Origin of the sequence: Shinella sp. (genome assembly GCF_049651085.1) — a bacterium.
Lineage (GTDB): Bacteria > Pseudomonadota > Alphaproteobacteria > Rhizobiales > Rhizobiaceae > Shinella.
Map to the genome: position 1 here is coordinate 134,693 of NZ_JBASBL010000022.1, position 25,258 is coordinate 159,950.

Annotated in this window: 26 protein-coding genes; 9 read left to right on the forward strand and 17 right to left on the reverse strand. The window is 63.7% G+C overall.

Going from position 1 to position 25,258, the window contains the following annotated elements; translation table 11 throughout:
• Positions 1-8 precede the first annotated feature (8 nt).
• The 3 genes from WA950_RS15075 to WA950_RS15085 are packed head-to-tail and all read left to right on the forward strand — an operon-like array spanning position 9 to position 3,452.
• Positions 9-932, forward strand: coding sequence for an ABC transporter permease (locus WA950_RS15075; protein ID WP_424552529.1), 924 nt, complete (start codon positions 9-11; stop codon positions 930-932).
• Positions 925-2,544, forward strand: a complete 1,620-nt coding sequence (locus WA950_RS15080) for a dipeptide ABC transporter ATP-binding protein (protein ID WP_424552530.1) — start codon at positions 925-927, stop codon at positions 2,542-2,544. The genes WA950_RS15075 and WA950_RS15080 overlap by 8 nt, the downstream gene beginning before the upstream one ends.
• A gap of 26 nt (positions 2,545-2,570) precedes the next feature.
• Positions 2,571-3,452 (forward strand): dihydrodipicolinate synthase family protein, encoded by an 882-nt coding sequence (locus tag WA950_RS15085; RefSeq protein ID WP_424552531.1) that lies wholly within the window; start codon positions 2,571-2,573, stop codon positions 3,450-3,452.
• Positions 3,453-3,459: 7 nt separating this feature from the next.
• On the opposite strand, the gene WA950_RS15090 is transcribed toward WA950_RS15085, so the two are convergent.
• Positions 3,460-4,038, reverse strand: a complete 579-nt coding sequence (locus WA950_RS15090; protein ID WP_424552684.1) for a tyrosine phosphatase family protein — start codon at positions 4,036-4,038, stop codon at positions 3,460-3,462.
• A gap of 194 nt (positions 4,039-4,232) precedes the next feature.
• Between WA950_RS15090 and WA950_RS15095 the strand changes: the two genes are divergently transcribed.
• Positions 4,233-5,426 (forward strand): GGDEF domain-containing protein, encoded by a 1,194-nt coding sequence (locus WA950_RS15095; RefSeq protein WP_424552532.1) that lies wholly within the window; start codon positions 4,233-4,235, stop codon positions 5,424-5,426.
• Between the two features lie 15 nt (positions 5,427-5,441).
• Here WA950_RS15095 and WA950_RS15100 read toward each other — a convergent pair whose 3' ends face one another.
• The 8 genes from WA950_RS15100 to WA950_RS15135 form a co-directional block, all read right to left on the reverse strand.
• Positions 5,442-5,819, reverse strand: a complete 378-nt coding sequence (locus WA950_RS15100; RefSeq protein ID WP_424552533.1) for a hypothetical protein — start codon at positions 5,817-5,819, stop codon at positions 5,442-5,444.
• Between the two features lie 110 nt (positions 5,820-5,929).
• Positions 5,930-6,844 (reverse strand): glutathione-dependent disulfide-bond oxidoreductase, encoded by a 915-nt coding sequence (gene yghU, locus WA950_RS15105; protein ID WP_424552534.1) that lies wholly within the window; start codon positions 6,842-6,844, stop codon positions 5,930-5,932.
• 217 nt (positions 6,845-7,061) lie between these two features.
• On the reverse strand, positions 7,062-7,451 hold the full coding sequence (locus WA950_RS15110) for a RidA family protein (RefSeq protein WP_424552535.1): 390 nt from the start codon (positions 7,449-7,451) through the stop codon (positions 7,062-7,064).
• Between the two features lie 57 nt (positions 7,452-7,508).
• The gene (locus WA950_RS15115; RefSeq protein WP_424552536.1) at positions 7,509-8,279 is read right to left on the reverse strand and encodes an amino acid ABC transporter ATP-binding protein; all 771 of its coding nucleotides are present in this window, start codon (positions 8,277-8,279) and stop codon (positions 7,509-7,511) included.
• Between the two features lie 13 nt (positions 8,280-8,292).
• Positions 8,293-8,955, reverse strand: coding sequence for an amino acid ABC transporter permease (locus tag WA950_RS15120; protein WP_424552537.1), 663 nt, complete (start codon positions 8,953-8,955; stop codon positions 8,293-8,295).
• A 5-nt stretch (positions 8,956-8,960) separates the two neighbouring features.
• On the reverse strand, positions 8,961-9,623 hold the full coding sequence (locus WA950_RS15125; protein ID WP_424552538.1) for an amino acid ABC transporter permease: 663 nt from the start codon (positions 9,621-9,623) through the stop codon (positions 8,961-8,963).
• Between the two features lie 50 nt (positions 9,624-9,673).
• A complete protein-coding gene (locus WA950_RS15130; protein ID WP_424552539.1) occupies positions 9,674-10,519 on the reverse strand; it encodes a transporter substrate-binding domain-containing protein in 846 nt (281 codons plus the stop codon).
• 207 nt (positions 10,520-10,726) lie between these two features.
• On the reverse strand, positions 10,727-12,475 hold the full coding sequence (locus WA950_RS15135; protein WP_424552540.1) for a peptidoglycan D,D-transpeptidase FtsI family protein: 1,749 nt from the start codon (positions 12,473-12,475) through the stop codon (positions 10,727-10,729).
• Positions 12,476-12,761: 286 nt separating this feature from the next.
• Between WA950_RS15135 and WA950_RS15140 the strand changes: the two genes are divergently transcribed.
• Both WA950_RS15140 and WA950_RS15145 read left to right on the forward strand, forming a co-directional pair.
• Positions 12,762-13,577: a MerR family transcriptional regulator gene (locus tag WA950_RS15140; protein WP_424552541.1), complete on the forward strand. Its 816-nt coding sequence runs from the start codon at positions 12,762-12,764 to the stop codon at positions 13,575-13,577.
• A 48-nt stretch (positions 13,578-13,625) separates the two neighbouring features.
• Entirely contained in the window at positions 13,626-14,021 is a 396-nt protein-coding gene (locus WA950_RS15145; protein ID WP_424552542.1) for a VOC family protein, read from the forward strand.
• A gap of 6 nt (positions 14,022-14,027) precedes the next feature.
• Here the strand turns inward: WA950_RS15145 and WA950_RS15150 are convergent, their stop codons facing one another.
• Positions 14,028-14,927: a DMT family transporter gene (locus WA950_RS15150; protein ID WP_424552543.1), complete on the reverse strand. Its 900-nt coding sequence runs from the start codon at positions 14,925-14,927 to the stop codon at positions 14,028-14,030.
• A 165-nt stretch (positions 14,928-15,092) separates the two neighbouring features.
• On the opposite strand from WA950_RS15150, the gene WA950_RS15155 reads away from it, so the two are divergent.
• Entirely contained in the window at positions 15,093-16,877 is a 1,785-nt protein-coding gene (locus WA950_RS15155; protein WP_424552544.1) for an IlvD/Edd family dehydratase, read from the forward strand.
• Between the two features lie 6 nt (positions 16,878-16,883).
• On the opposite strand, the gene WA950_RS15160 is transcribed toward WA950_RS15155, so the two are convergent.
• The 7 genes from WA950_RS15160 to WA950_RS15190 form a co-directional block, all read right to left on the reverse strand.
• Entirely contained in the window at positions 16,884-17,762 is an 879-nt protein-coding gene (locus WA950_RS15160) for a DMT family transporter (protein ID WP_424552545.1), read from the reverse strand.
• A gap of 145 nt (positions 17,763-17,907) precedes the next feature.
• Positions 17,908-19,341, reverse strand: coding sequence for an aldehyde dehydrogenase family protein (locus WA950_RS15165; protein ID WP_424552546.1), 1,434 nt, complete (start codon positions 19,339-19,341; stop codon positions 17,908-17,910).
• Between the two features lie 11 nt (positions 19,342-19,352).
• On the reverse strand, positions 19,353-20,084 hold the full coding sequence (locus WA950_RS15170; RefSeq protein WP_424552547.1) for an MBL fold metallo-hydrolase: 732 nt from the start codon (positions 20,082-20,084) through the stop codon (positions 19,353-19,355).
• Between the two features lies 1 nt (position 20,085).
• Positions 20,086-21,177: an ABC transporter ATP-binding protein gene (locus WA950_RS15175; RefSeq protein WP_424552548.1), complete on the reverse strand. Its 1,092-nt coding sequence runs from the start codon at positions 21,175-21,177 to the stop codon at positions 20,086-20,088.
• On the reverse strand, positions 21,174-21,962 hold the full coding sequence (locus tag WA950_RS15180) for an ABC transporter permease (protein WP_424552549.1): 789 nt from the start codon (positions 21,960-21,962) through the stop codon (positions 21,174-21,176). Before WA950_RS15180 ends, WA950_RS15175 begins: the two co-directional genes overlap by 4 nt.
• A gap of 2 nt (positions 21,963-21,964) precedes the next feature.
• On the reverse strand, positions 21,965-22,828 hold the full coding sequence (locus WA950_RS15185; RefSeq protein WP_424552550.1) for an ABC transporter permease: 864 nt from the start codon (positions 22,826-22,828) through the stop codon (positions 21,965-21,967).
• Between the two features lie 190 nt (positions 22,829-23,018).
• On the reverse strand, positions 23,019-24,095 hold the full coding sequence (locus WA950_RS15190; RefSeq protein ID WP_424552551.1) for a polyamine ABC transporter substrate-binding protein: 1,077 nt from the start codon (positions 24,093-24,095) through the stop codon (positions 23,019-23,021).
• A gap of 130 nt (positions 24,096-24,225) precedes the next feature.
• On the opposite strand from WA950_RS15190, the gene WA950_RS15195 reads away from it, so the two are divergent.
• The gene (locus WA950_RS15195) at positions 24,226-24,852 is read left to right on the forward strand and encodes a TetR/AcrR family transcriptional regulator (RefSeq protein ID WP_424552552.1); all 627 of its coding nucleotides are present in this window, start codon (positions 24,226-24,228) and stop codon (positions 24,850-24,852) included.
• Positions 24,853-24,864: 12 nt separating this feature from the next.
• The gene (locus tag WA950_RS15200) at positions 24,865-25,257 is read left to right on the forward strand and encodes a YybH family protein (RefSeq protein ID WP_424552553.1); all 393 of its coding nucleotides are present in this window, start codon (positions 24,865-24,867) and stop codon (positions 25,255-25,257) included.
• Position 25,258: the final 1 nt, after the last annotated feature.

Below are 25,258 nucleotides of genomic sequence, written 5' to 3' on the forward strand. Positions count from 1 at the left end.
AGGCGGACATGACCCTTCATACCTCCGATACGGCCATCGTCGAGGAACCTCCCTTCGCCACGCGCATGTTCCGCATGCTGCTGGCCGACAAGTTCGCGCTCTGCGCGGCGATCTTCCTCGTCGTCGTCCTGATCCTCGCTATCGTCGGCCCGGCATGGCTCGGCGATCTCGCGACCAAGCAGAACCTTCGCGGGCGCAATGCCGCGCCCTTCGACTGGGAGCGCGGCTGGGTCTGGTGGATGGGCGCGGATGCGCTCGGCCGGCCGTTGCTGGCCCGCATCATCGTCGCCACGCAGAACACGCTGCTGGTCGCTGCCGGTGCGGTTGCATTGTCGGCCATCGTCGGCACGTTCCTCGGGCTGGTCGCGGGTTTCTCCTCGCCGCGCGTCAACCAGGTGATCATGCGACTGGCCGATGTCATCATGTCCTTCCCCTCGCTGCTGATCGCCGTGATCGTCCTCTACATCCTCGGCTCGTCGATCCTGAACCTGATGCTGGTGCTCGCGATCACCCGCATTCCGGTCTATCTGCGCACGACGCGGGCCGAAGTGCTGGAAATCCGCGAACGCATGTTCGTGCAGGCTGCGCGCGTGATGGGCGCATCGAACAAGCGCATCCTTTTCCGCCATATCCTGCCCGTCGTGCTGCCGACGCTGACGACGCTTGCGACGCTCGATTTCGCCTATGTCATGCTGGCCGAAAGCGCGCTGTCCTTCCTCGGCATCGGCATCCAGCCTCCGGAAATCACCTGGGGCCTGATGATCTCGCAGGGCCGGCAATATCTCACCAATGCCTGGTGGCTGTCCTTCTGGCCGGGCCTAGCGATCATTCTCACCACCATGTCGCTCAATCTCCTGTCGAACTGGCTGCGCATCGCGCTCGATCCGGTGCAGCGCTGGCGCCTCGAAATGAAAGGTCGCAACAATGGCTGACCATCTCCTGGAAGTCCGCAACCTCTCGGTCGAGTTCCACACCGCCGGCGGCGTCGTGAAGGCGGTGCGCGACATCTCCTATCATCTCGACCGTGGCGAAACGCTGGCGATCCTGGGCGAGAGCGGATCGGGCAAGTCGGTTTCCTCCTCGGCGATCATGAACCTCATCGACATGCCGCCGGGTCGCATCAGTTCCGGCGAGATCCTGCTCGACGGCGTCGATCTCCTGAAGATGCCGGCGCATGAACGGCGTGCGGTGAACGGCCGGCGCATCGCCATGATCTTTCAGGACCCGCTGAGCCATCTCAATCCCGTCTATACGGTCGGCTGGCAGATCCGCGAGGCGCTCACCACGCACGGAACGGACGGCGCAAAGGCGCAGGCCGAGGCGCTGCGGCTTCTCGCCCGCGTCGGCATTCCTGATCCGGAGCGCTCACTGGGCAAGTATCCGCACGAATTTTCCGGCGGCCAGCGCCAGCGCGTCATGATCGCCATGGCGCTGGCACTGCGTCCCGACCTCCTGATCGCCGACGAGCCGACGACCGCACTCGACGTCACCGTCCAGGCGGAAGTGCTCGCCCTCCTGGAGGAGTTGCAGGAAGAGACCGGCATGGCCGTGCTCATCATCACCCACGATCTCGGCGTCGTCGCCGAGATCGCCGACCGGGTCGTGGTGATGGAGAAGGGCGTGCTGGTTGAGGCCGGCACGGTGCGCGAGGTCTACAAGAACCCGCAGCATCCCTATACGAAGAAGCTGATCGGCGCGGCGCCCGGCAAGGGTGAAATGCATGCGCCCGGCGCCCGCGCAGAACCCGTCCTGTCGGTGCGCGACGTGCGCAAGCGGTACGGCAATTTCGAAGCGCTGAAGGGCGTTTCCTTCGATCTCATGCCCGGCGAGACCATGGCCGTCGTCGGCGAGAGCGGATCGGGCAAGTCGACGCTCGCGCGCATTCTGCTCAGGCTCGACGAACCGGACAGCGGCACGGCGCACTGGAAGGGGCGCGATCTTTTCACCCTGTCGCTGGCTGAACTCTACAAGCTGCGCCGCGACCTGCAGATGGTGTTCCAGGACCCCACCCAGTCGCTCAACCCGCGCATGACGGTGTACCAGCTCATTTCTGAGGCCTGGGTCATCCACCCGGATATTTTGCCAAAGGCGAAATGGCGCGAGCGCGTTGCCGAATTGCTGGTGCAGGTCGGCCTCGGGCCGGAACATATGGGGCGTTATCCGCACCAGTTTTCCGGCGGTCAGCGCCAGCGCATCGCCATTGCCCGGGCGCTTGCGCTCGAACCGCAGCTCATCATCTGCGACGAGGCCGTCTCGGCGCTCGACGTGTCGGTGCAGGCGCAGGTCATCGCGCTGCTCGACAAGCTGCGCAAGGAGATGGGCATCGCCTTCATCTTCATTGCCCACGACCTGCCGGTGGTTCGCGACTTCGCCGACCACGTCATGGTTATGCAGCAGGGCAATATCGTGGAACTCGGCACGGTGCGCGACGTCTTCGATGCACCGCAGGAAACCTATACCCGCGCGCTCCTGTCGGCCGGCCTCGATCCCGATCCCGACGTCCAGGCAGCCCATCGCGCCGCCCGCCTTCAACGCGCCTCCTGAGCGCGCCCGTTTCAAAGGAAGATCCCATGACCAAGCAAGCCTTCGTCGCCCTCGTGACCTGCTTCAACGAGGACGAGACCATCAACTATCAGGCGACGCGCGCGCAGGTCCGTCGCCAGGTCGAGGCCGGCAACAACATCATGTGCGCCGGCACCAATGGCGATTTCAGCGCACTCACCTTCGAGGAGAAGGTGCGGCTGACGGAGGAAGTCGTCGGCGAGGTGGACGGGCGCGTCAGGGTGATCGTCAATGCGGGCATGCCCGCGACGTTTGAGACGGTGAAGCTGGCGCGCGAATTCGACCGCATCGGCGTCGACGGCATTGCCGTCATCACGCCCTTCTTCATCGCCTGCACGCAGGATGGCCTCATCCGCCATTTCTCGACGGTCGCCGATGCGGTGAAGACGCCCACCTATCTCTACGACATCCCGGCCCGCACGCAGAACCATATCGAGCCCGAGACGGCGCGCACGCTCGCCGGTCACGGCAACATTGCCGGCATCAAGGATTCGGGCGGCGCGAAGGAAACGCTGGAGGCCTATTTGCAGGTCGCCCGGGAGGTGGATGGCTTCGAGGTCTATTCCGGCCCGGACCACCTGGTTCTCTGGGCGCTGCAGAATGGCGCCGCCGGCTGCATTTCAGGCCTCGGCAACGCCATGCCGCAGGTGCTTGCCGGCATCCTCAAGGCGGTCAATGCGGGCGATTTCGCCGAGGCGGAAAGGCAGCAGGCCATCTTCGCCGCCTTCCGCACGGACCTCTATGCGCTGGGCTTCGCGCCGGCCATGGTCAAGCGTGCACTCTATCTGCAGGATCAGTCGGTCGGCGCCAGCCGCCAGCCGGCGCTGCTGCCGAATGCGGAACAGGATGCGCAGATCGCGGACATCCTGCGCCGCTACGACCTTCTGTAACAGCGCCTCAATCTAGGATAGCCATCTCCAGCTCGGCCTGACGGCCGAGCATCGTCATCCATTCGGTGAATTGCGGGCGGCTCTTGATCTGCCGGCCGTAGTGATGGCGCAGGGCAGCGGTAAGCTCGCCCTTGCGGCCAAGCTGTTCGTCGGCAAAGCTTACCATCTGCGAATTCGGCCAGGCCTGCGGGCGAATGGCGAGGAGGCGCGCGAAGAGACTTTCGGCCGCCTCGTCGGGATTGGCCTGCGCCATCAGCGTCAACATGGCGGCCGTCGAGCGCGACACGCCCATATGGCAATGCACGAGCAGGTGGCTTGACGCCTGTCGGTCCTGCTGCGCCAGGAAGTCCTCACCGAACTTCAGGACGGCCTCGACATGATCCGGCTGGGGCATGACGCGCTGCGGTGCGGCGGCGATGATGTCGTGGAAGCGCAGCGTCATGCGATGATGCTGGCCATAGGTGGAGAACGCTTCAAGCTCGGGAAGATCCGGATCGACGATGGACAGGACATGCGTCACGCTGCGGCTGCGCTGGTCCGGCAGTTCCTCGATCCCGCAAACCGTCAGCACTGGAGAGAAAATCATGTCCATGTCCGTATCCTTGTCCGTTCAGTTCTGTTCACGTGATGAAAAACCTATTTTTGTCAAAATACAGGCAGCGGCGCCAGCCTTTAATCCGGTCCTGTGGCCGGTGCGCAGCGGCGCAGCCCGTCTTTAGGTCGTTGTTCAGCTTTCTCCCGTAACGTGATGCAATCTTGCAGCATCCGGGATTTTCACTGATGAGCGTAATGACGATAGACCATGTAGAGCGCCAGATGGCGCAGGGTTTTCGTTTGCTACGCTTCGCGCCGGACATAGAGGCGGTGTTCCGCAAGGACTACGTGGCCGAACGGGTGCGGCTCGTGGTCATCTGGGGCGTGATCGGCACGGTGATCTACGATCTCGTCTATTTCGGCGATCGCAGCATGATGTCGGACGTCTTCACCGAACTGGTCATCGGGCGCTTCCTGGTTTTCACGCCCTTCGTGGTCGGATGTATCCTGGCTGTGCGTCGCTGGCCCAATGCACTGCTCTACGACATTCTCTCCGTGGCGATCGCCGTGCTGGGCGTCACCGTGCCCATGGCCGTGGCGACGCAAAGCGCAAGCCCCTACCTCTTCGTCTACCAGAACGGCAATTCCGCCGCTTTCCTGTTCTTCGTCATCGCGCTGCGACCGCGCTTTCCTGCCGTGCTGGCGGGGCTTGCGCTGATGTGCGCCTCGCATTTCACCACCACGCAGATAACGGGCGCATTCGACGCCGTCACCTATTCCGGTATCGTCACGTTCTATGTGACGCTTTCGATCTTCCTTGCGGCAAGCGCCTATTTTCTGGAGCACAAGGACCGGCAGAACTTTCTCAACCAGCTGCGCGGAAGCTTGCTCTACCGGCAACTCGAATACAAGTCCGAGCACGACGAGCTGACCGGGCTGCTGAACCGCCGTTCGCTGGCGCGCACGGCCGACGGGCTGTGGAGCGGCACGGCGGGCCATACTGCCGTTGCTGCCATCCTGCTCGATATCGATCACTTCAAGCGGTTCAACGACGTCCATGGCCATATAGAAGGCGATGCATGCCTTCGCGCCGTCTCGCAATGCATTCGCGATACGGTCGACGAGGCGTCATTCGTCTTCCGCTTCGGCGGCGAGGAGATGCTTGTACTCTCGGTGGATCGGGAGCCGTTACACACGCTGGCACTGGCCGAACGCATCCGCACCGCAATCGAGGGGCTCGGCATGCGCCATCGCGGGCTCGACGAGGGCTGCGTCACCGTAAGCCTGGGCGTGGCCATGGCGCACCCTGCGCAAACCACGCTCAAGCGGCTTTTGCAGGATGCGGATGGCGCGCTCTACGACGCAAAACGCATGGGCAGGAATACTGTGGCGCTTGCCGGCGGCCCGGTGCCCGATGTCCCCGATGTCCGCGTAGCCTAAAATCCAGAGGCTCGACTATACCTCGAAATGGTCCTCGAAAGATTCCGGGAAGCTCTGCCGGGCGACCTTTTCGTTGATGACGAGAAGAGCCTCGTAGGAAAGCGGGTCGAAATCCTTCTCCGCTGGCAGGACCTCCCGGCCGAACAGCAGGCTGAGGCGGGCAGCATCGAGATTGCCGCGCTCGAAGGGTTCGTCTCCGAAATGATGCCACAGGGCGTGCAGGAAGGCCGCATCGATGCGGTGCTCGGCCATGCCGGCGCGCGCCCGGCGGGGCAGCGCCTTGATCGGCGTCACGCCCTTCGGATTGGCGCGGCGGATTGTGAACTGGACGCCCGTGCCCGGCATGCCGGAGGGGAAGCCACGATGTTTGATCATGTCGGGTAGGTTTGCCATCCGATGCTCCTTAGAGCAATTCCGGCAAAAGTGCGAAGCGGTTTTGCCGGAATTGCATAAAACAAAGTGATAGAGCGTTTTCGCTTCCGGGCGGAAGGCGCAAATGCTCCCTATACCGTATCGGCCTGACCGATCTTGTCCTGCGTCTTCGTCTCGAAGTCGGAGGCGTCGTGCCGTTCGTGCAGCTGCTCGGCGGGATCCCCCGACAGCCGGTTGACCATGCGGCCGCGGATGACGGCCGGGCGGGCGGCGATCTCGGCGGTCCAGCGCTGGACGTTCTTGTAGCTCTCGACCTCGAGGAATGTGCCGGCATCGCCATATTGCTTGTTCTGGGCGAGGCTGCCGTACCACGGCCAGATCGCCATGTCGGCGATGGTGTATTCGGAGCCCGCCATGAACCGGTTGTCGGCGAGATGGCGGTCGAGCACGTCGAGCTGGCGCTTCACCTCCATGGCGTAGCGGTCGATGGCATATTTGATGTGGATCGGCGCATAGGCGTAGAAATGGCCGAAGCCGCCGCCGAGGAAGGGGGCCGAGCCCATCTGCCAGAACAGCCAGTTGAAGGTTTCGGTGCGGGCGCGAAGCTCGCCCGGCAGGAAGGCGCCGAATTTTTCCGCGAGATAGAGCAGGATGGAGGCGGATTCGAAAACCCGCACCGGCTCGCCGCCGCCCCTGGGTGCATGATCCATCAGCGCCGGGATCTTGGAATTCGGATTGACCTCGACGAAGCCGGAGGCGAACTGGTCGCCGTCACCGATGCGGATCGGCCAGGCATCGTATTCTGCGCCCGCATGACCTGCCGCCAGAAGCTCCTCCAGCATGATCGTCACCTTCACGCCGTTGGGCGTAGCAAGCGAGTAGAGCTGCAGCGGATGCTTGCCGACCGGCCGTTCCTTCTCGTGGGTCGCGCCGGCGATCGGGCGGTTGATGTTGGCGAACGTACCGCCATTGCCCTTTTCCCAGGTCCAGACCGCTGGCGGTTCGTAACCGGCGGGGAAATTGTCGGCAGGGGATTTTTCGGTCATGAAACACATCCTTGTCGTCAAAAGAACGCATGTAAAGCACCGAAGCGCCTTCCTGAAGAAGGTGGGCTGCGGTTGGTCCACGCAGTTCTATACCGTCCCAGTGCTGCCTTCTAGGCATGCAGGTTCCGGTTCAGCCGTGCTCAAGGAATTTTCGTCCCCTCCGGGGGGGGCAGGCCCGGCTGCGGCCATCGCGCTGCCGGGCTTGTCAGCGCGGTGTCTACGCGCGATCGGCGCGGTAGGCGACGCAGTCGATTTCCACTCGGCAATCGACCATCATCCGCGACTGGACGCAGGCACGTGCCGGCGGGTTTGCCCCGAAATATTCGGCATAGACGCCGTTGAAGCTCCAGAAATCACGCGGGTCGTCGAGCCAGACGCCGACGCGCACGATATCCTCAAGGCCGTAGCCGGCTTCATCGAGGATGGCGATCATGTTGTCGATCGCCTTGCGGCTTTCGGCGACGATGCCGCCGGAAACGATCTCACCCTTTTCCATCGGCACCTGGCCGGAGACATAGAGCCATCCGGCAGCTTCGGTGGCACGGGCAAAGGGCAGCGGCTGGCCGCCGGCGCCGATCTGGCCGGTGCCGTAGCGTTTGATTGTCATGGTGTCTCACTTTCCTGTTGATTCTGGCCTGATCGATTCTGGTCTGTTTGAAGCTCGCTAGTTGAAGCTCGAGGTCTTGAGGAACTCGGCAAGCCGTTCGGTCTTCGGCTGCACGAACATCTCCTTCGGATCGCCTTCCTCGCAGATGACGCCCTGGTTCATGAAGATGACCCGGGCCGAGACCTCGAAGGCGAAGCGCATTTCGTGGGTGACGAGCAGCATGGTCATGCCATCGGCGGCAAGACCCTTGATGACCTGCAGCACTTCGCCCACCAGTTCCGGGTCGAGCGCGGAAGTCACCTCATCGAACAGCATCAGGCGCGGCGACATGGCGATGGCGCGGGCGATGGCGACGCGCTGCTGCTGGCCGCCGGACAGCTGGCCGGGATAGTGATCGGCGCGGGCGGAAAGGCCGACGCGGTCGAGCCACGTTTCTGCAATCGCGCGGGCCTCGGCCCGGCTCATCTTCTTAACCTTGACGAGGCCGAGCATGACATTTTCGGCCGCCGTCATATGCGGGAAGAGGTTGAACTGCTGGAAGGCCATGCCGGTCAGCGCGCGCTGGCGGGCGATCTCCTTCTCGCTCTTGCGCCGGCGCGTGGTGCCCTCGACGTGATAGCCGATCTCCTCGCCGTCGAGATTGATCGTGCCGCCCTGGAATTCCTCCAGCATGTTGATACAGCGAAGCATGGTCGTCTTGCCGGAGCCGGACGAGCCGATGATGGAAATGACTTCGCCCTCCTCGACGGCGCAGTCGACGCCCTTCAGTACCTCGTGCTGGCCGTAGGTCTTGCGCAGCCCCTTGATGTCGAGAATGGTCTTGGCCATCGGTCAGGTCTCCTCAGGACGGCAGGGCGGTCTTGCGCTCGACATATTTGCCGAAGCGCTCGATGCTGTAGTTGACGATGAAATAGAGTGCGCCGGCCAGGAAATAGAACTGCAGGCTCATGAAGTTGCGCGAGATGATCTCCTGCGTGCGCAGGAGGAGTTCGGCAACGCCGATAACGGAGAGCAGCGTCGAGGCCTTGACCATTTCGGCCGCGGTATTCACCCACGCCGGCAGGCACTGGCGCAGGGCCTGCGGCCAGAGAACCGAGGTGAAGGTCTGGCCGAAGGTGAGGCCGATGGCCTTGGCTGCTTCGGTCTGCCCCTTGGGGATCGCCTGCAGCGCGCCGCGCACGATCTCGCCGACATGCGACGAGCAGAAGACGGCAAGCGCCAGGATGCCGGCCGAGAACGGCCCGAGATCGAGGCCGGCGGCGGCCGAGACATAGTAGCTCGCCAGCACCAGCACGAGAACCGGCGTGCCGCGGATGATGTCGATGTAGACGCGCACGACGAAGCGCAGCGCCTTGCCGCCATAGACGAGGGCAAGGCCGACGAGAATGCCGGACAGGGAACCCGCGACGATGGCGAGAAGCGAGATCGACACGGTGGTGCCGAGGCCGCTCAGAATGACGTTTCTGGCGATCCAGAGCTGTTCGAGAAAGGCAAAGGAGGACATCCGGGCTACCTCGGCAGGGCCAGCCGGCGCTCGACGCGGCGCAGCAGGGCGGCAATGAGGAAACAGGTGGCGACATAGAGGGCGGAGGTCACCATCCAGGTCTCGATGACGCGAAAGCTCTCGACGTTGATCTTGCGCGCCGCGAAGGTGAGTTCCGGCACGGCGATGGCGGCGGCGAGCGACGTGTCCTTGAAGAGCGAGATCACGGTGGAAGACAGCGACGGCAGGACATTGCGGAGCATGAGGGGCGCGATGATCGAGCTGCGGATCTGCATGGGCGTGAGCCCGATGGCCAGTCCCGCCTCCGTCAATCCGCGCGGTATGGACAGCAGGCCGGCGCGGAAAACTTCAGCCAGATAGGCGCCGGAATACAGCGACAGCACCATCACGAAGCTTTCGATCTTGCCCAGCCGGAAGCCCATCTGCGGCAGCGCGAAATAGGCGAAAAGCACCAGCACGAGGATCGGCAGGTTGCGGATGACCGTGACGTAGAGCCGGGCCGGTACGCCGATCAGCCGGTTCTTCGACGTCAGCGCGAAGGCGACGGCAAGCCCGATGGCGGCGCCGATGAAGATCGAGATGACGGCAAGGCCGAGGCTCAGCGCCAGTCCGCTCAAAAGAAAATCGAAATTGCGCCAGACGGCGGCAAAATTCAGCGTGTAACCCATATCAGGCCATCCCGGCTTGGGGAGCGGGGCGAACCCCGCTCCCCCTGCGATTACTTGTATTCGACCGGGAAGCCGATCTGCGGAGGCGTGAGTTCCTTGCCGAACCACGTCTTGTAGGACGTGGCGTAGAAGTCGAACTCGACGCCGGTCATGGCTTCGTGCAGGGCGGTGTTGACGAAGTTCAGCCAGTCCTGATCGCCGCGCTTGACGCCGCAGGCATAGGTCTGCGGGTTCCAGCCGTAGCCGGCATCCTTGTAGCGACCGGGGTTCTGCGTCATGTACCAGGCAAGCGATGACTGGTCGGTCGCAACCGCGTCGGAGCGGCCCGATTCCAGCGCCTGATAGATCAGGTCGACGGATTCATACTGGTCGACCGTCGCTTCCGGCAGCGCGGCATGCACCATCGCCTCGGCATAGACGTTCTGCAGGACCGAGATGGTGACGGAAGAACCCGCCGCCTTCAGCGCTTCGTAGTCAGCATACTTGCCGTCGCCCTTCAGCATCAGGCCGACGCCTTCGCGATAGTAGGGAATGGTGAAGGCGATCTGCTGCGCGCGCTCGCCCGTGACCGTCATGAACTGGCAGGTGAGGTCCACCTTGTTCGTGGTGATGTTCGGGATGCGGGCGTCGGACGACTGGTTGACATATTCGATCTTGTCGGGATCGCCGAACAGCGCCTTGGCGATGATGCGGCCCATGTCCACGTCAAAGCCCTGCAGCTTGTCTTCGGCGCTCTTGAAGTGCCACGGCGCATTGGTGCTGCCGGTGCCGAGAACCAGATGGCCACGCGCCAGAACTTCATCGAGCTTGCTGCCTTCGGCCAGAACGGGCGTGGAAAACAGGGCGGCGGAAACAACTGCCAGCGACAGGACGCCGGCGCGGAAGGAAATGGTCATGATACTCCCCCTAATGAACATCTCAGAATGTCCAATATAGAAGACATTTGTCTGTTTTATTGGATGACCTATCAAGCTTCAAGGGCAGGGCATTGTCAATAGACCGGCGTGCAAAACCGGCCTTCCGGAAGGGAAGGATGTGGAGAGCGCGGGGGGAAATGCGGTTTGTGCAGCCGGAAATTGCAGTCGGGCTGCACGCGTGCCGCTTCAGTAGTCGACCAGCAGCAGGTCCTCCCCGGGGGCGCCGAATCGCGGATTGACGCCGAGCAGCGGCGCAGCGCGCTGGATGATCGCCTTGACTATCGGGGCGGCCGTCGAGGCGGCGGTTCGTCCGCCGTTTTCGCCCGTGCGCGGCGCATCGATGATGGACAGGACAATGTAGCGCGGCTTGTCCATGGGAAACGCGCCGAGGAAGGAGTTGAAGTTGATGGTCTTGGCGTATCGCCCGTCAATCACCTTGTCGGCCGTGCCCGTCTTGCCGCCGACGTGGAAACCCTCGACCTGCGCGCGGCGGCCCGAGCCATTCTGCCCGTTCCAGTTATAGAGGAAGCGCATGTCCGCGCTCGTCTTTTCCTTGAGGACGCGCGTTGCGATGGACTGAGCCTCTTCCTTCGTGCGGGGCAGGAAGGTCGGCGGGATCAGGTGGCCGCCGTTCATGAGCGCGGCGCTGGCCGCCGCGGTCTGCAAGGGCGTCGTCGCCACGCCATGGCCGAAGGATATCGTGACCGAGTTGATCTTCTTCCATGTTCGCGGCTGGGTCGGAAGGGCGACGCCGGGCATCTCCGTTTCCATCTTGGACAACAGGCCGAGCCGGGTCAGGAACTGCTGGTGACCGTCGATGCCGACCATGTCGGCCACGGCGGCGGTGCCGATGTTGGAGGAGTACTGGAAGACTTCCGGGATGGTGAGCGGGCGGTTCTTTCCGCGGAAGTCGCGAATGGTGAAGCCGCCCATGCGGATGGGGCGGGAGGCGTCGACGACCGAGTTCAGGTTGATGCTCCCGGCGTCCAGGCCCATGGCCAGCGTGAAGCTCTTGAAGGTCGAGCCCATCTCGAAGGTCGCGTTGCTGATCCGGTTGAACCAGCCCTTTTCATATTCCTTGTCGACGCTTCCGTCCGGCAGGGTCCGGGACGGCTGGTTCGGGTCGTAGTCGGGGACGGAAGCCATGGCAAGCACTTCGCCGGTCTCCACGTCGAGGATCACCGCGCCGGCGGCTTCCGCCTGATAGTCGGTCATGGCTGCGGCGACGATCTCACGCACGATGTTCTGGACGCGCAGGTCGATCGACAATCTCACCGGCTCGAGGCGCGTGTCGTTGGTCAGGCCTGCTGCCCGGAGATCGGCCAGGCCCTGCTGGTCGAGATAGCGCTCCATGCCGGCGAGGCCCTGATTGTCGACATTGACGTGCCCCACAATATGCGAGGCGGTAACGCCGCCCGGATAGAACCGACGCTTCTCCGGCCTGAAGCCGAGCCCGGGAAGGCCGAGGGCGAGGATGTCCGCCTGCTGCTTGGGCGTCAGTTGACGCCGCAGCCACTGGAAACCGGTGCCGGATCGCAGCCGCCTGTGCGTCTCGCTCCAGTCGAGATTCGGCACGACCTGCGCCAGTTTCTCCACTACTTCATCGGCATCGACGATCCGGCGGGGCTCGGCGTAGAGCGACACCATGTTGAGATCGGTCGCCAGCAGTTTCCCATTGCGGTCGACGATGTTGGGACGGGAGGCGACCGCGTGGGCGCCGCCGGCAATGGACGCGGATACCACCGGTTCGGCAAGGCCATACTGGACGAGGCGAGCGCCCAGCGCGAGGTAGAGCGCGAAGAAACCGGCAATCAGGATCGCGAGGCGCTGGCGCGCCTGCTTGCGCCGGCCGGCATTGGTGCCGATGAAGGCGCCGTCGTCGCGTCTGACGATGAAATGTGCGCGGCTCTTGAGCCGGATGACGAAGGAAATCACTCCACTGCAGCCTCTGCCTGTATTCGTGCGACCAAGCAAAGCCTGTCTTGCCGGGGGCGACAAACCAAGAAAAGAAACCGTGAGCGTCCGCGCACTGTTAAAACTGCATTAATATACATTTAAAATCCCGCCTTCCGTGTTTACGGTTTCTTGATCTCTGCCCTGGGTGGAAAATGGCCTTTGCGCGGACCTGCCGGCGCTAATTTCGGCGCCGTCCTCGACGTGCCGACCCAATTCCATGTAAATGAGGTCAATAAACGGCATGGCAGAATCAGGGATTGGCGTGATGGGTTCCGAGGAGCCGGTGCACTACAAGGTGGCGGAAGCCGCGCGGCTTGCCGGCGTTTCCGCCTCCACGCTCAGGCTTTGGGAGACGCAGGGGCTCGTCGTGCCGGGACGCTCGGAGACCGGCCATCGCCAGTATAGCGGCGAGGACGTCGCGCGGCTGAAGCGCATTGCGTGGTATCGAACCGAACGGGGCCTCAACCCCGCCGCCATCCGCGAGGCGCTCGATGCGGAAGAGCCGGCCGGCGACAACAGTTCCCCGGAAGGCGATGCGCCGCAGGGGGTTGGCCGCAAGCTGCGGAGCCTGCGCCATGCGGCGGGCAAGACGCTGGAGCAGGTTGCCGGCGACATTGGCATCGCCACCTCGGTGCTCTCCACCTTCGAGCGCACCTCGCAGGGCGTGACCTTCCGCGTGCTGCATGACCTTGCCGATTACTACGGCACCACCGTGTCGAAGCTTTCCGGCGAAGAGGACAACGAGAACCGCTCCGTCGTGCGGTCCGGCGAGTGGAAGCTCTGGCCGGAAACCTCGCCGGGTGTCACCGTGCAGGTTCTGGCGGACGGGCGCAACATGATGGACTGCCATCGTTTCGTGCTCGCTCCCGGCGCTTCCAGTGACGGTGCCTACGAGCATGACGGCGAGGAGTTCGTCCATGTGCTTTCCGGCCGCGTCGAGATGGTGCTGGACGGGCACGAGTTCCACGATCTCGGCCCCGGCGACAGCCTCTATTTCGAAAGCTGCCGTCGCCATGCCTGGCGCAACCGGCACGACGGCGAGACGGTGCTGATCTGGATCAACACGCCGCCGACCTTCTGAGCCTGACGGCTCGGTTTCCTACTCCTCGATGAAAAGCAGGCAAGAACCATGGCAAAATCCATCCACTCCATGATCCGTGTTCTGGACGAGCAGAAGTCCGTGGACTTCTACGGCAAGGCCTTCGGTCTCGGTATTGCCGAGCGTCTGGATTTCGAGACCTTCACGCTGGTCTATCTCAGCAATGCGGAAAGCGAGTTCGAGTTGGAGTTGACGGTCAACAAGGGACGCTCCGAGCCCTACCAGCTTGGCGACGGCTATGGCCATTTCGCCGTATCGGTCGGTGATCTCGACGCCGAGCATGGACGCATGAGCGATCTCGGATTTTCGCCGGGCAAGATTGTCGAATTCAACCGGGACGGAAACCTTCTGGCCCGGTTCTTCTTCGTCACGGATCCGGACGGCTACAAGATCGAGGTCCTGCAGCGCCACGGCCGGTACAAATAGGCGGGGTCAGCCCCGCCGCTTCAGCTGCTGTTCGCGGAAGAAGATGAAGAGGCCGGAGACGACGATGAAGGCGGCGCCGACCAGCATGGCCGTGCGCGGCGCATCGCCGAAGAAGAGCCAGCCGAAGATCACGGCCCAGAGCAGCAGCGTATATTGCAGCGGTGTGACCGTTGCGGCATCCGCCAGCTTCAAGGAGCGGTTGACCAGCATATGCGCGCTCATCGCGGCGATGCCGAGCAGGCTGAGGAAGCCGAAATCGATGCTGCTGACCGGTGCCCATCCTGCGGGATCGACAAGGCACCAGATGCCGGCGAAGATGGCCGCGCCGGCAATCTGCCAGAAGACCAGCGTGGTGTCTGGCGCAGCGCGCAGCGAGCGGCCCAGCACCATGGCAAGGCCGAAGGCAAGACTTCCGGTAAGCGCGATGAGCGCCGGCAGCGTGAAAGTATCCCTGGAAGGCTCCAGCGCGATCACCACGCCGAGGAAGCCGACGAGGATTGCCGTCCAGCGCCGCCAGCCGACTTTCTCGCCGAGCATCATCGGCGAGAGGGCGGCAACATAGATCGGCGCGGCGAGCCAGTAGGTCATGGCGTCGGCCAGCGGCATATAGGCGACGGAGAAGTAGAAGGCCGAGGCTTCAATGGCGAAAAGCCCGGAGCGAAGGAAATGCAGTTTCGGCCGGTCGACTTCGACCAGCCTGCGCCAGCCCACGCGCCAGAAGAAGGGCGCCAGAACGATGAGCGCGGCGATGCTGCGGATCAGCATGAGCTGGCCGACGGAATAGGTGGCAACCAGCCATTTGCCGAGCACGTCGTTCAGCGAGAACATCACCATGCCGAGCAGCATCAGGAGCACGCCGAGGCGGGCTGAGCCCGATGCAGGCGAGGAAGCGGTGATGTCGGTCATGGCAAAACCCGGATCTTGATATGCTACGGCTGTGGCACATTCCTCTGGGGCGATCCAGTCAGCAATTTTGATAGTTGTATAAAGCGGTGCGACGGATGTCCTTTCGGTTGATCCCGCCGGTCGGCGGTGAAAGACTGGACTGCGAATTTTCAAGAGGCACATTTCATGACGGACGAAAACAAGGGCAAACGCCGGCTGCGATCGCAGGACTGGTTCGACAACCGCGACCATGTCGACATGGCGGCGATCTATCTCGAACGCTTCATGAATTACGGCATCACGCCGGAGGAGCTGCGTGCGGGAAAACCGGTGATCGGCATTGCACAGAGCGGCAGCGATCTCACGCCCTGTAACCGCCACCATATCGAGCTTGCAAAGCGCGTTCGTGACGGCATTCGCGACGCAGGCGGCATTCCGATCGAATTCCCGACCCATCCGATCTTTGAGAACTGCAAGCGGCCGACCGCCGCGCTCGACCGCAACCTTGCCTATCTGGGCCTCGTCGAGGTGCTCTACGGCTATCCGATCGACGGGGTCGTCCTGACGACCGGGTGTGACAAGACCACGCCCTCTGCGCTAATGGCTGCCTCTACCGTCGATATTCCGGCCATCGTGCTTTCCGGCGGGCCGATGCTCGACGGGTGGCACGAGGGCGATCTGGTCGGCTCCGGCACCATCATCTGGCGTTCGCGCCGCAAGCTGGCGGCCGGCACCATCGACGAGGAGGAGTTCCTGCAGGCGGCGATGGATTCGGCTCCGTCCGTCGGCCATTGCAACACCATGGGCACCGCCTCCACCATGAACGCGCTCGCCGAAGCGCTCGGCATGTCGCTGACGGGCTGCGCGGCGATCCCGGCTGCCTATCGCGAACGTGGCCAGATGGCTTACCGCACCGGCCGCCGCGCAGTGGAGCTGGTGCTGGAGGACATCCGCCCGTCGCATATCCTGACGCGCGACGCCTTCCTCAATGCAATCCGCGTCAATTCCGCCATAGGCGGCTCGACCAATGCCCAGCCGCATCTGATGGCCATGGCGAAACATGCGGGCGCGGAGCTGAAGCCGGAAGACTGGCAGACGCACGGCTACGACATTCCGCTGCTCGCCGACGTGCAGCCGGCCGGCCGCTTTCTCGGCGAGCGGTTCCACCGGGCGGGTGGCGTGCCGGCGATCATGCGCGAATTGTTCGATGCCGGAAAGCTTGATGGAAGCTGCCCCACCGTCACGGGGCGAACCATGGCGGAAAATCTTGAAGGTCGCGGCTCGGTGGACCGCGAGGTGATCCGGGCCTATGGCGAGCCGCTGAAGGAGCGGGCGGGTTTCCTCGTACTCAAGGGCAACCTCTTCGATTTCGCCATCATGAAGACCTCGGTCATCTCCGAAGAATTTCGCCAGCGCTTTCTCAGCGAGCCGGGCCGGCAGGGCGTCTTCGAGGGCAGGGCGGTCGTCTTCGACGGCTCGGAGGACTATCACAGGCGCATCAACGATCCGGCGCTGGAGATCGACGAGCGCACCATCCTGGTCATTCGCGGCGCAGGCCCGCTCGGCTGGCCGGGTTCGGCGGAAGTGGTCAACATGCAGCCGCCGGATCATCTGCTGAAGCGCGGCATCACCAGCCTGCCGACGATCGGCGACGGGCGCCAGTCAGGCACGGCCGACAGCCCGTCGATCCTCAACGCCTCGCCCGAGAGCGCGGCCGGCGGCGGGCTTGCCTGGCTTCGCACCGGGGACGTGATCCGCATCGATCTTGAAAACGGGCGCTGCGACATGCTGGTCGATGCGGCGGAAATCGAGAGGCGCAAGGCGGATGGCATTCCGCCGGTGCCGGCGGACGCGACACCCTGGCAGCGGATCTACCGCCAGACGGTCACCCAGCTTTCGGACGGCGCCGTCATCGACGGGGCAGCCGATTTCCGCAGGATCGCGGAGACGCCGCCGCGCCACAACCACTGACGGGCGTCAACCCCGGCGGGCGACGAGAATGCCGGCAAGCACGATCAGCCCGCCGACCGCCTGCATGGCACCTACCGGTTCGCCAAGCAGGACCCAGGCAAGGATGGCGGCGACGACCGGCTGGAGCAGCAGCGTCAGCGATGAAAAGGCGGTGGGCAGGTAAGCGAGCGCATAGGTGACGAGCCCCTGTCCGCCGACATGGCTGATGAAGGCGAGGCCCAGCACCATGGCCCAGCCGAAGAGCGTGACGGGTATCATGTCGCCTTCGAAGAAGAAGGCGAGGGGCAGCATGCAGACGGCCGCCGAAAAGGTCGTCCAGACCATGATGCGCAGCGTCGAGAAGCGCGAGCGCACATGGCCGAGCGACAGCATGTAGCCGGCATAGAAGATCGCCGCGACGATGGCCGTGGCATCGCCCGCAAGCTGCCCGCCGCCGATCGCCGCCGGCCCGCCCTTCAGCACGATGACGCCGGCAAGCGCGAGCGCAAGTCCGGTCAGGAAGATCGGCGTGATGCGGGTGCGGAATATGAGCCAGGATCCGAGCGTCACGAAGACCGGCGCAAGATTGGCGAGTAGCGTCGCGTTGGCGACCGAGGTCATGTGCAGCGACAGGTGCCAGGCCGCGAGGTCGACGGCAAGGAATACCCCCGGCAGAAGCAGGAAGAAATAGTCGCGCAGGCCGGAGGGCGTCTCGTCACGCTGCCTGGTGATCCGCGAGATCAGGAGGAACGGCAGCAGGGCCAGCGACACACGCCAGAAGGCGGTGGCCATCGGGCCTACTTCCGAGAGGCGCACGAAGATCGGCGAGCCGCCGATGGCGATGCCTCCGACGAGAAGGGCGATCAGGGCAAGGCGGGCATGGCGGGAGGTGGAAATCGGCGACACGGCGGCAGTCCGAAGAGGGAGGATGCATGCGGGCTATCAGACCACACCGGTTTCAGCCAGAGGGCGCCGTAAAATAGGTGAAATGTTTGGCACAATGCGAAAGGCGGCGCTTCGATAGCGCCGCCTTCGATGTTGTCAGATCAGGTCAGGCCGCATCCGGCCGGTGGACGGTCTTGACCTCGAGGAAGTCCTCCAGCCCGAACATGCCGCCTTCGCGACCGTTGCCGGACTGCTTGTAGCCGCCGAAGGGGCTGCCGTAGCGATGCGGCCCGCCGTTGATGTGCACCATGCCGGCACGAAGACGGGCGGCGACACGCTCGGCGCGGTCCGGATCGCCGGTCTGCAGATAGGCGGCAAGACCGTAGGCAGTGTCGTTGGCGATCGCGATCGCTTCCTCTTCGGTGTCGAAGGGGATGATCGAGAGTACCGGGCCGAACACTTCCTCGCGGGCGATGCGCATCTGGTTGTTGACGTCGGCGAAGATCGTCGGCTTGACGAAATAGCCGGTCTCGAAGCCTTCCGGCTTGCCCGGGCCGCCGACGATGAGGCGCGCGCCTTCGGCAACGCCGGCCTCGATCAGCGCCTGCACGCGGCCGAACTGGATATGCGAGACGAGCGGCCCGATATGTTCGCCCTCTTCCTCGGGATTGCCGACCCGCACTTCCTTGCCGGTTCGTTCGGCGATCGCCACCGCCTTGTCATAGACCGAGCGCTCGACGAGCATGCGGGTCGGCGAGTCGCAGGACTGGCCGGAATTGTTGAAGCATTCGCGCACGCTGCCGGCGACACGGTCCTCCAGATCGGCATCGGCGAAGACGAGGTTCGGCGACTTGCCGCCCAGTTCCAGCGTCACGCGCTTGACGGTCTCGGCCGCGTCCTTGCTGACGGCGATGCCCGCGCGGGTGGAGCCGGTGAAGGACATCATGTCGATGTCCTTGTGCTTGGACAGCGTGGCGCCGCATTCGATGCCGTCGCCGTTGACGAGGTTGAACGTGCCCGCCGGGAAGCCGGCCTCATGCACCATCTCCGCATAGAGAATGGCGTTGAGCGGGGTGAATTCGGATGGCTTCAGCACGCAGGTCGAGCCCGTCGCCAGCACCGGCACCACCTTGAGCGCGATCTGGTTGATCGGCCAGTTCCACGGCGTGATGAGGCCGCACGCACCGATCGGCTCGCGCCGCACGACGTCGCCGTTCGGCAGTACGTCGCGGCTCTTGAGGCGCTTCAAGGCGTCGATGAAGCCCTGGAGGTGGCCGACGCCGACATCCGCCTGCTGCTCGGTGCTCATGGTGATCGGCGCGCCGAGCTCCTGCGTGATGGTGCGGGCCATCTCCTCATAGCGGCGCTTGTAGATTGCCAGCAGCTTCTCGAGCAGGGCAAGGCGTTCTTCCACGCTGGTCTGGCTGTAGGTCGCGAAGGCCTTCTTGGCGGCGGCGACGGCGCGGTCGATATCGGCGGCGGTGCCCATGGAGATGACCGCGATCGGCTTTTCCGTCGCCGGGTTGAGAACCGGAAGGTCGTTGGGCTTGAGCGGATCGACCCACTGGCCGTCGATGTAGAATTTGCGCTTGTCGAGCATGCTTGTCTCCATCACTTCTTCTGTTTTTCGTCGAGCCAGCTCCTGATGAGCTGGCGGTAGCGTTCCCCGCCGAAGCTTGGAAAATGGCCGCCATGCACGATCCGCACCGGCAGGGTCATGAGCCTTTCCATCGAGGCGACATAGTCCGCCGGGTCGGAATGATAGGTGTCCTCGATCAGCGGGCCATCGTAGAGGATATCTCCCGAGAAGAGAATTTCGGTCGCCTTTTCATAGAGCGCAATACCCCCCGGGGAATGGCCCGGCGTGTGGATCACCTCGAAATGCCGGTCGCCGAGATCGATGACATCGCCGTCTTCGAGGATGCGCGTCGCCGGGGCCTTTTTCACGGCGTAGCATTTCGAGCAATAGGGCTCGGGCGGCAGCGCGTCGAAGATCCCATCGGTGGCGTAAGGGTCGGCGAGCGTGTTCTCACGCGTCGGGTCGGCGAGAAGATCGGCTTCCGCCGAATGCACTGCGCGGCATTCGAATTCGTGGTGACAGCCGATATGGTCGAAATGGGTATGGCTCGCGACCGCGATCAGGTCGCGCTCGGTGACCAGCGGTACCCATTCGGTAAGCGAGACGACGCCCATGCCGCTATCGACCAGCATGTCGCCATCCCGGCCGCGCACGTGCCAGATGTTGCAGCGATAGAATTCCTGGATATAGGGCTCCGAGATATAGGTCACGCTGTCGTCGAGGCGACGCAGGCTGTACCAGTCCTCCGGGCGGATGCGCTGCATTTTATCCTACCACTCCCGCTCCGTCCTGAAGCACGACGATGCTATCCGCCTTGAGGCGCAGGTCAAGCTCCAGGCCGACCTGCGGGTTGTCGGTTTGCGGCAGATGGGCCGTCAGCGTCGTGTCGCCCGCCGAAACGTGGCAGCGGTGATGCGTGCCGAAGAAGGCACTGCCGGTAATGCGCCCGCGCCCGAGCGAGACGGTGGGCACATCCGCCGATGCAGAGCGGAAATGCTCCGGCCGCACGCAGAGCGTGACATCGCGGCCCGCAGCGGGGAAACCGGCGACGAAGGCCGAAACGGGCAGGGCGACGCGCCCGAGAGCCGTTTCGACCTCGGCCTCGTTCGGCCCGGTGCCGCGCACCTTGGCCGGGAGGAAATTCGCCTCGCCCATGAAGCCGGCGGAAAACAGCGAGCGCGGGCGCATATAGATAGAGGCCGGCGTGCCGACATCCTCGATGCGGCCCTTGTTCATCACGACGATGCGGTCGGCGATCGCCATGGCCTCTTCCTGATCGTGGGTGACATGCACGAAAGTCGTGCCGACCCGCTTCTGGATCGCCTTCAGCTCGTCCTGCATCTGCCGGCGGAGTTTCAGGTCGAGCGCGCCGAGCGGCTCGTCGAGCAGGAGGACGTCGGGATCGACGGCAAGCGCCCGGGCGAGCGCCACGCGCTGCCGCTGGCCGCCGGAAAGCTCATGCGGTTTCCTGGCGGAGGATGCTCGGAGCCCAACGAGGTCGAGATAGGAGAACGCCTTCTCGTATCGCTCAGCCTTGCCCATGCCGCGCATGCGCAACCCGAAACCGACATTGTCGCGCAGGCACATATGCGGAAAGAGGGCATAGTCCTGGAACATGGTCGTGGTCGGGCGTTTTGCCGGCGAGACATGTGTCATGTCGCGCCCGCCGATCGCGATCCGTCCGGACGTCGGCTCGATGAAGCCGCCGAGAATCGAAAGCAGGGTGGTCTTGCCGCAGCCGGAGGGGCCGAGCAATACGATGAATTCGCCGGCGGCGATATCCAGCGAGACATCGTCGAGCGCCCGGAATGCGCCGAAATTCTTCGTGGCGTTGCGAATGGAAACGTCAGCGGTCATGAGGATTTCCCGGTTTTGCGGAAGACGGTGAGTTCCATGAAGACGAGGAACGCGACCGAGACAAGGAAGACGACGCTGCCGATGGCATTGGTCCTGGGATCGAGGCCGGAGCGCAGCATGCTCCAGATTTCGACCGGCAGCGTCACGTCGAAGCGCGACAGCAGGAAGGCGACGATGAATTCGTCCCAGCTGAAGGTGACGGAAAGGAAGAAGGCCGCAAGGATCGACGGCATCAGCATGGGCGCGGTGACCAGCAGCATGACCTGCCAGTCCTTCGCGCCGAGATCGCGCGCCGCCCGCTCGATATTCACCTGGTGCCCGCCCATCGAGGCATAGATGATGGCGAAGCAGAGCGGCAGGTTGATCACCACATGGCCGATACCGACCGTCCACAGCGAAAGCCGCATGCCGGTGACGTTGAGCACCGACAGGAGGCCGAGGCCGATGATCAGCGTGCTTACCGTCATCGGCGCGACGATGAGGCCGCGCATCAGGCCCGAGGCCGGCAGCCTGTAGCGGGCGAAGGCGTAGGCGGCGAGGAAGCCGAGCAGGCAGGCGACCGCCGAGGAGATCATCGCAACGACCAGCGAATTGCCGAGTGCGGACATCAGCTTGCTGTCGGCGAAGATCGCTTCGTACCAGCGCAGCGTCAGCCCGTTCAGGGGCGGCACCGGCAGCGTGCCGTCCTGGAAGGAGAACAGCACCAGCACGACGACCGGCAGGAAGATGAAGAGATAGACAAGGCCGGCATAGAGCGCGGCGAGCGCCGTGGTGAGGTGCCGCATGATCAGGTCCGCTCCATTTTCAGCCAGCGCGCGCAGGCGATATAGGCGAGCGTGACGATGACCATCAGCACCAGCGACAGCGCGGCGGCCATCGGGAAATCGGCCCGTCGTCCGAGTTGCAGCATGATGATCTGCGGCAGGACCAGCTCGTTGTTGCCGCCGAGAATCTGCGGCGTGATGTAGTCGCCGATGCACAGCACGAAGGTGAGGAACGCGCCGACCATGATGCCGGGCAGCGTCAACGGCAGCACGACGTGCCAGAAGGTCTGGAAGGCATTGGCTCCGAGATCTGCGGCCGCGCGACGGTAATTCGGCGAAAGCTGGATGAGGTTGGCATAGATGGTCAGCGTCAGCAGCATGACGAAGAAATGGACGAAGCCGATGATCGTGCCGATGCGGTTGGCCGACAGCTCCAGCGGCTCGGCAATGACCCCGAGCCAGAGCAGCGCCTGGTTGACGACGCCGCCCTTGGACAGCACCAGCAGCCAGGAATAGGAACGCACCACATAGGAGGTCCAGAAAGGCAGGATCGCCATGATGAGCGCGAAGCGCTGCCACTTCTTCGGGATGCGCTCGGCGATGATCCATGCGAGCGGATAGGCGAGCAGGATAGAAATGACGGTGACGGTGGCCGTGATCTCCAGCGAGACGACGAGGCCCTTGAAGAAATGCGCCTTGCCGAAGAAGGCGATGTAGTTGTCGAGCGTCCAGGTGGCGACGATCTCGCGCCCCTGCCGTGTCCAGAAGCTGATTGCCGCCATATAGGCGAAGGGCACGAGGAAGAAGAAACCCGTCCAGAGCAGCGCGGGCAGGGCGAAGGCCCAGGCCTTGCGGCGCTCCGCGCGTTCGAGGGCAGTGGCGGTCATGCTTCGGGTCTCCGTTCGCGTTCTGCGGGATGCTGCCCCTCGTCCGGGCGGCCTGCCGGCCAGCGCCGTTTCCTGCCCTTCCGGCAATCGGCGGGGCGTTCCCTCTCCCGCTTGCGGGGAGAGGGCTAGGGTGAGGGGCAAATCCCTGACGCAAGTTTCGTGTACGGCGGCGCGCCGCCGTGCCAGAACCTTACTGCTGCAGCATCTCGGTCCAGACGTCCTGCATCGCGGCGTCCATGTCGGCATCGGCGACGGGGTAGAGCTGCGAGTTCTTCAGGTATTCAGGCTGCTTGTCCCAGCGCAGCGCCGTCTTCTGCTGGTCGGTCAGGTGTTCGCCCGCCTTGGCGTTCGAGGGCATTGCCCAGTAGCAGGAGGAGGTCGCAAGCCGCGCCTGTCCCTCGGGGCTGACGATGTACTGCACGAATTTCAGGGCGAGGTCCTGCTTGGCCGAATCCTTGAAGACGCCGATCGACTGGGCCCAGCGCAGCGCGCCCTGTTTCGGGATCGTCCAGTCGAGATTGGGCTTTTCCGCGGTGAGGCCGGCCGTCAGCCACTCGCCGCCACCCACGACGATATCGACCTCGCCGGTTGCCAGCGCCGTCTGCGAGGCGACCACGTCGCTCACCTGACGGGAGACGGCCTTCATCTCGAAGAGCTTTTCCTTGATCGCCGGCAGGTCGTCCTGCGTGAGGTCGGCGGTCTTCTTGCCAATGCCGACGCCGGTGAGCCCGACCATGGGCAGGTAGTAGTCATAGAGCGCGATGCGGCCCTTGTACTTGTCCGACCAGATGACCGAAAGGTCGTCCATGTCGGCCGGATCGACCTTCGACTTGTCATAGGAAATGGTGTTGTAGCCAAACTTTTCGGTAATGGCGTAGACCTTGCCGTCCTTGGTCGTCGTCGCGTCCATGCGCACTTCCGGGAAGAGGTCGTTCAGCGGCAGCTGATCGGCCGGCATTTCGCCGAGAATCTCCATGTCGATGGCGCGCGGCACGTCGACGGCGTCGATCACCAGCACGTCCCAGTCGCCGGGGCGGGACTGTTCGATGATCGAGATTGCGGCACCCGTGCCCTCGTATTCCTTGAGGTTGACCTTGACGTTGTTGGCCTTCTCGAAGGGCTCGACCAGCGCCGGATCGGTGTGGTCGCACCAGACGAGCGCGTTGAGCTCGTCCTGCGCCAGCGCGCTGACAGGCGAAAGGGCGATTGCTGCGGCGGTGGCAAGAAGCATGTGGCGGGACATGCCGCCGGAAACGGTTTTCGTCATCAACTTTCCCTCTGGCTTAAGGCTTTCGGCCTTGGCGGATGGCACTCGTTTGCGGTGCCTTGAGAAAAAGATTGAACGAGTTCATTTTTTAAGTCAATCTCAATTTTGAGGAGATTCCACGGAGGGTTCCATGGCCGGATTGCGGGCAAAACAGAAAGCTGACAAGACGCGCCGCATCCTGGAGGCCGCGACCACGCTGTTCCGCGAGCAGGGCTATGACAGCGCCCGCATCGAGGACATTGCCGAGATGGCCGAGGTCTCCGTCGGCACGCTCTACAACTACTATCAGAACAAGGGCGATATCCTCGTTGCCACCGTCGCGATGGAGGTGACGGAAGTGCTGGAGGGGGGCGCGCGCATCCTCGCCAATCCGCCGCTCAATGTGGCCGAAGCGTTGCGCACGCTGATCGAACAATATTACGACCACTCGCTGGTCTATCTCTCCAAGGAGATGTGGCGCACGGCCATGGCGATCTCCATCCAGCAGCCCGAAACGCCGCTCTCCAGGCGCTATACGGAGCTGGACGGCCAGCTCTGCGCCCAGGTTGTCCAGCTCGTCGAGACCCTGCAGGCGCGCGGCGTCGTGCATGCCGGCGTCGATGCGAAATCCATGGGTGAAGTCTTCTTCAACAATCTCAACATGATGTTCATCGAGTTCTGCAAGGTGGACGCCATGCCGCTCGAAGAGCTGAGGGCGCGCGTCAACAGCCAACACGAGCCTATCGCCGCGCTCATCAGCAGCATCAAGATCGTCTAAGTCGAGGAACGCATGACAGACACGAAATCCGCCGTCCTATCCGCCGCAGACGCGTTGGTAGGGGCCTTTTCCCGGCACGACCGCGCCGCCTATTTCGAAGCCTTTGCGCCCGAGGCGACCTTTCTCTTCTACAATCTCGACCGCACGCTCGCCGACCGCGCCGCCTATGAGGCGGAATGGGCGCTGTGGGAGGAGCGCGACGGTTTTCGCGTACTCGGCTGCCGCTCGACCGACCGCAAGGTTCAGCTCGTCGGAGACGTGGCGATCTTCACCCATGCTGTCGAAACCGATGTCTCGGTCGGTGGCGAGACGGTGACGAACAACGAGCGCGAGACGATCGTCTTTGCGCGCAACAACGCCGGCCGCTGGCTCGCCGTACATGAACATCTGTCCGCAGCTGCATGAT

Excerpts from the sequence above, each read along its gene's own strand:
- WA950_RS15075 (WP_424552529.1), top strand. The coding sequence starts at position 9 with ATGACCCTTCATACCTCCGATACGGCCATCGTCGAGGAACCTCCCTTC.
- WA950_RS15080 (WP_424552530.1), top strand. The coding sequence starts at position 925 with ATGGCTGACCATCTCCTGGAAGTCCGCAACCTCTCGGTCGAGTTCCAC.
- WA950_RS15085 (WP_424552531.1), top strand. The coding sequence starts at position 2,571 with ATGACCAAGCAAGCCTTCGTCGCCCTCGTGACCTGCTTCAACGAGGAC.
- WA950_RS15090 (WP_424552684.1), bottom strand. The coding sequence starts at position 4,038 with ATGATTTTCTCTCCAGTGCTGACGGTTTGCGGGATCGAGGAACTGCCG.
- WA950_RS15095 (WP_424552532.1), top strand. The coding sequence starts at position 4,233 with ATGAGCGTAATGACGATAGACCATGTAGAGCGCCAGATGGCGCAGGGT.
- WA950_RS15100 (WP_424552533.1), bottom strand. The coding sequence starts at position 5,819 with ATGGCAAACCTACCCGACATGATCAAACATCGTGGCTTCCCCTCCGGC.
- yghU (WP_424552534.1), bottom strand. The coding sequence starts at position 6,844 with ATGACCGAAAAATCCCCTGCCGACAATTTCCCCGCCGGTTACGAACCG.
- WA950_RS15110 (WP_424552535.1), bottom strand. The coding sequence starts at position 7,451 with ATGACAATCAAACGCTACGGCACCGGCCAGATCGGCGCCGGCGGCCAG.
- WA950_RS15115 (WP_424552536.1), bottom strand. The coding sequence starts at position 8,279 with ATGGCCAAGACCATTCTCGACATCAAGGGGCTGCGCAAGACCTACGGC.
- WA950_RS15120 (WP_424552537.1), bottom strand. The coding sequence starts at position 8,955 with ATGTCCTCCTTTGCCTTTCTCGAACAGCTCTGGATCGCCAGAAACGTC.
- WA950_RS15125 (WP_424552538.1), bottom strand. The coding sequence starts at position 9,623 with ATGGGTTACACGCTGAATTTTGCCGCCGTCTGGCGCAATTTCGATTTT.
- WA950_RS15130 (WP_424552539.1), bottom strand. The coding sequence starts at position 10,519 with ATGACCATTTCCTTCCGCGCCGGCGTCCTGTCGCTGGCAGTTGTTTCC.
- WA950_RS15140 (WP_424552541.1), top strand. The coding sequence starts at position 12,762 with ATGGGTTCCGAGGAGCCGGTGCACTACAAGGTGGCGGAAGCCGCGCGG.
- WA950_RS15145 (WP_424552542.1), top strand. The coding sequence starts at position 13,626 with ATGGCAAAATCCATCCACTCCATGATCCGTGTTCTGGACGAGCAGAAG.
- WA950_RS15150 (WP_424552543.1), bottom strand. The coding sequence starts at position 14,927 with ATGACCGACATCACCGCTTCCTCGCCTGCATCGGGCTCAGCCCGCCTC.
- WA950_RS15155 (WP_424552544.1), top strand. The coding sequence starts at position 15,093 with ATGACGGACGAAAACAAGGGCAAACGCCGGCTGCGATCGCAGGACTGG.
- WA950_RS15165 (WP_424552546.1), bottom strand. The coding sequence starts at position 19,341 with ATGCTCGACAAGCGCAAATTCTACATCGACGGCCAGTGGGTCGATCCG.
- WA950_RS15170 (WP_424552547.1), bottom strand. The coding sequence starts at position 20,084 with ATGCAGCGCATCCGCCCGGAGGACTGGTACAGCCTGCGTCGCCTCGAC.
- WA950_RS15175 (WP_424552548.1), bottom strand. The coding sequence starts at position 21,177 with ATGACCGCTGACGTTTCCATTCGCAACGCCACGAAGAATTTCGGCGCA.
- WA950_RS15180 (WP_424552549.1), bottom strand. The coding sequence starts at position 21,962 with ATGCGGCACCTCACCACGGCGCTCGCCGCGCTCTATGCCGGCCTTGTC.
- WA950_RS15185 (WP_424552550.1), bottom strand. The coding sequence starts at position 22,828 with ATGACCGCCACTGCCCTCGAACGCGCGGAGCGCCGCAAGGCCTGGGCC.
- WA950_RS15190 (WP_424552551.1), bottom strand. The coding sequence starts at position 24,095 with ATGACGAAAACCGTTTCCGGCGGCATGTCCCGCCACATGCTTCTTGCC.
- WA950_RS15195 (WP_424552552.1), top strand. The coding sequence starts at position 24,226 with ATGGCCGGATTGCGGGCAAAACAGAAAGCTGACAAGACGCGCCGCATC.
- WA950_RS15200 (WP_424552553.1), top strand. The coding sequence starts at position 24,865 with ATGACAGACACGAAATCCGCCGTCCTATCCGCCGCAGACGCGTTGGTA.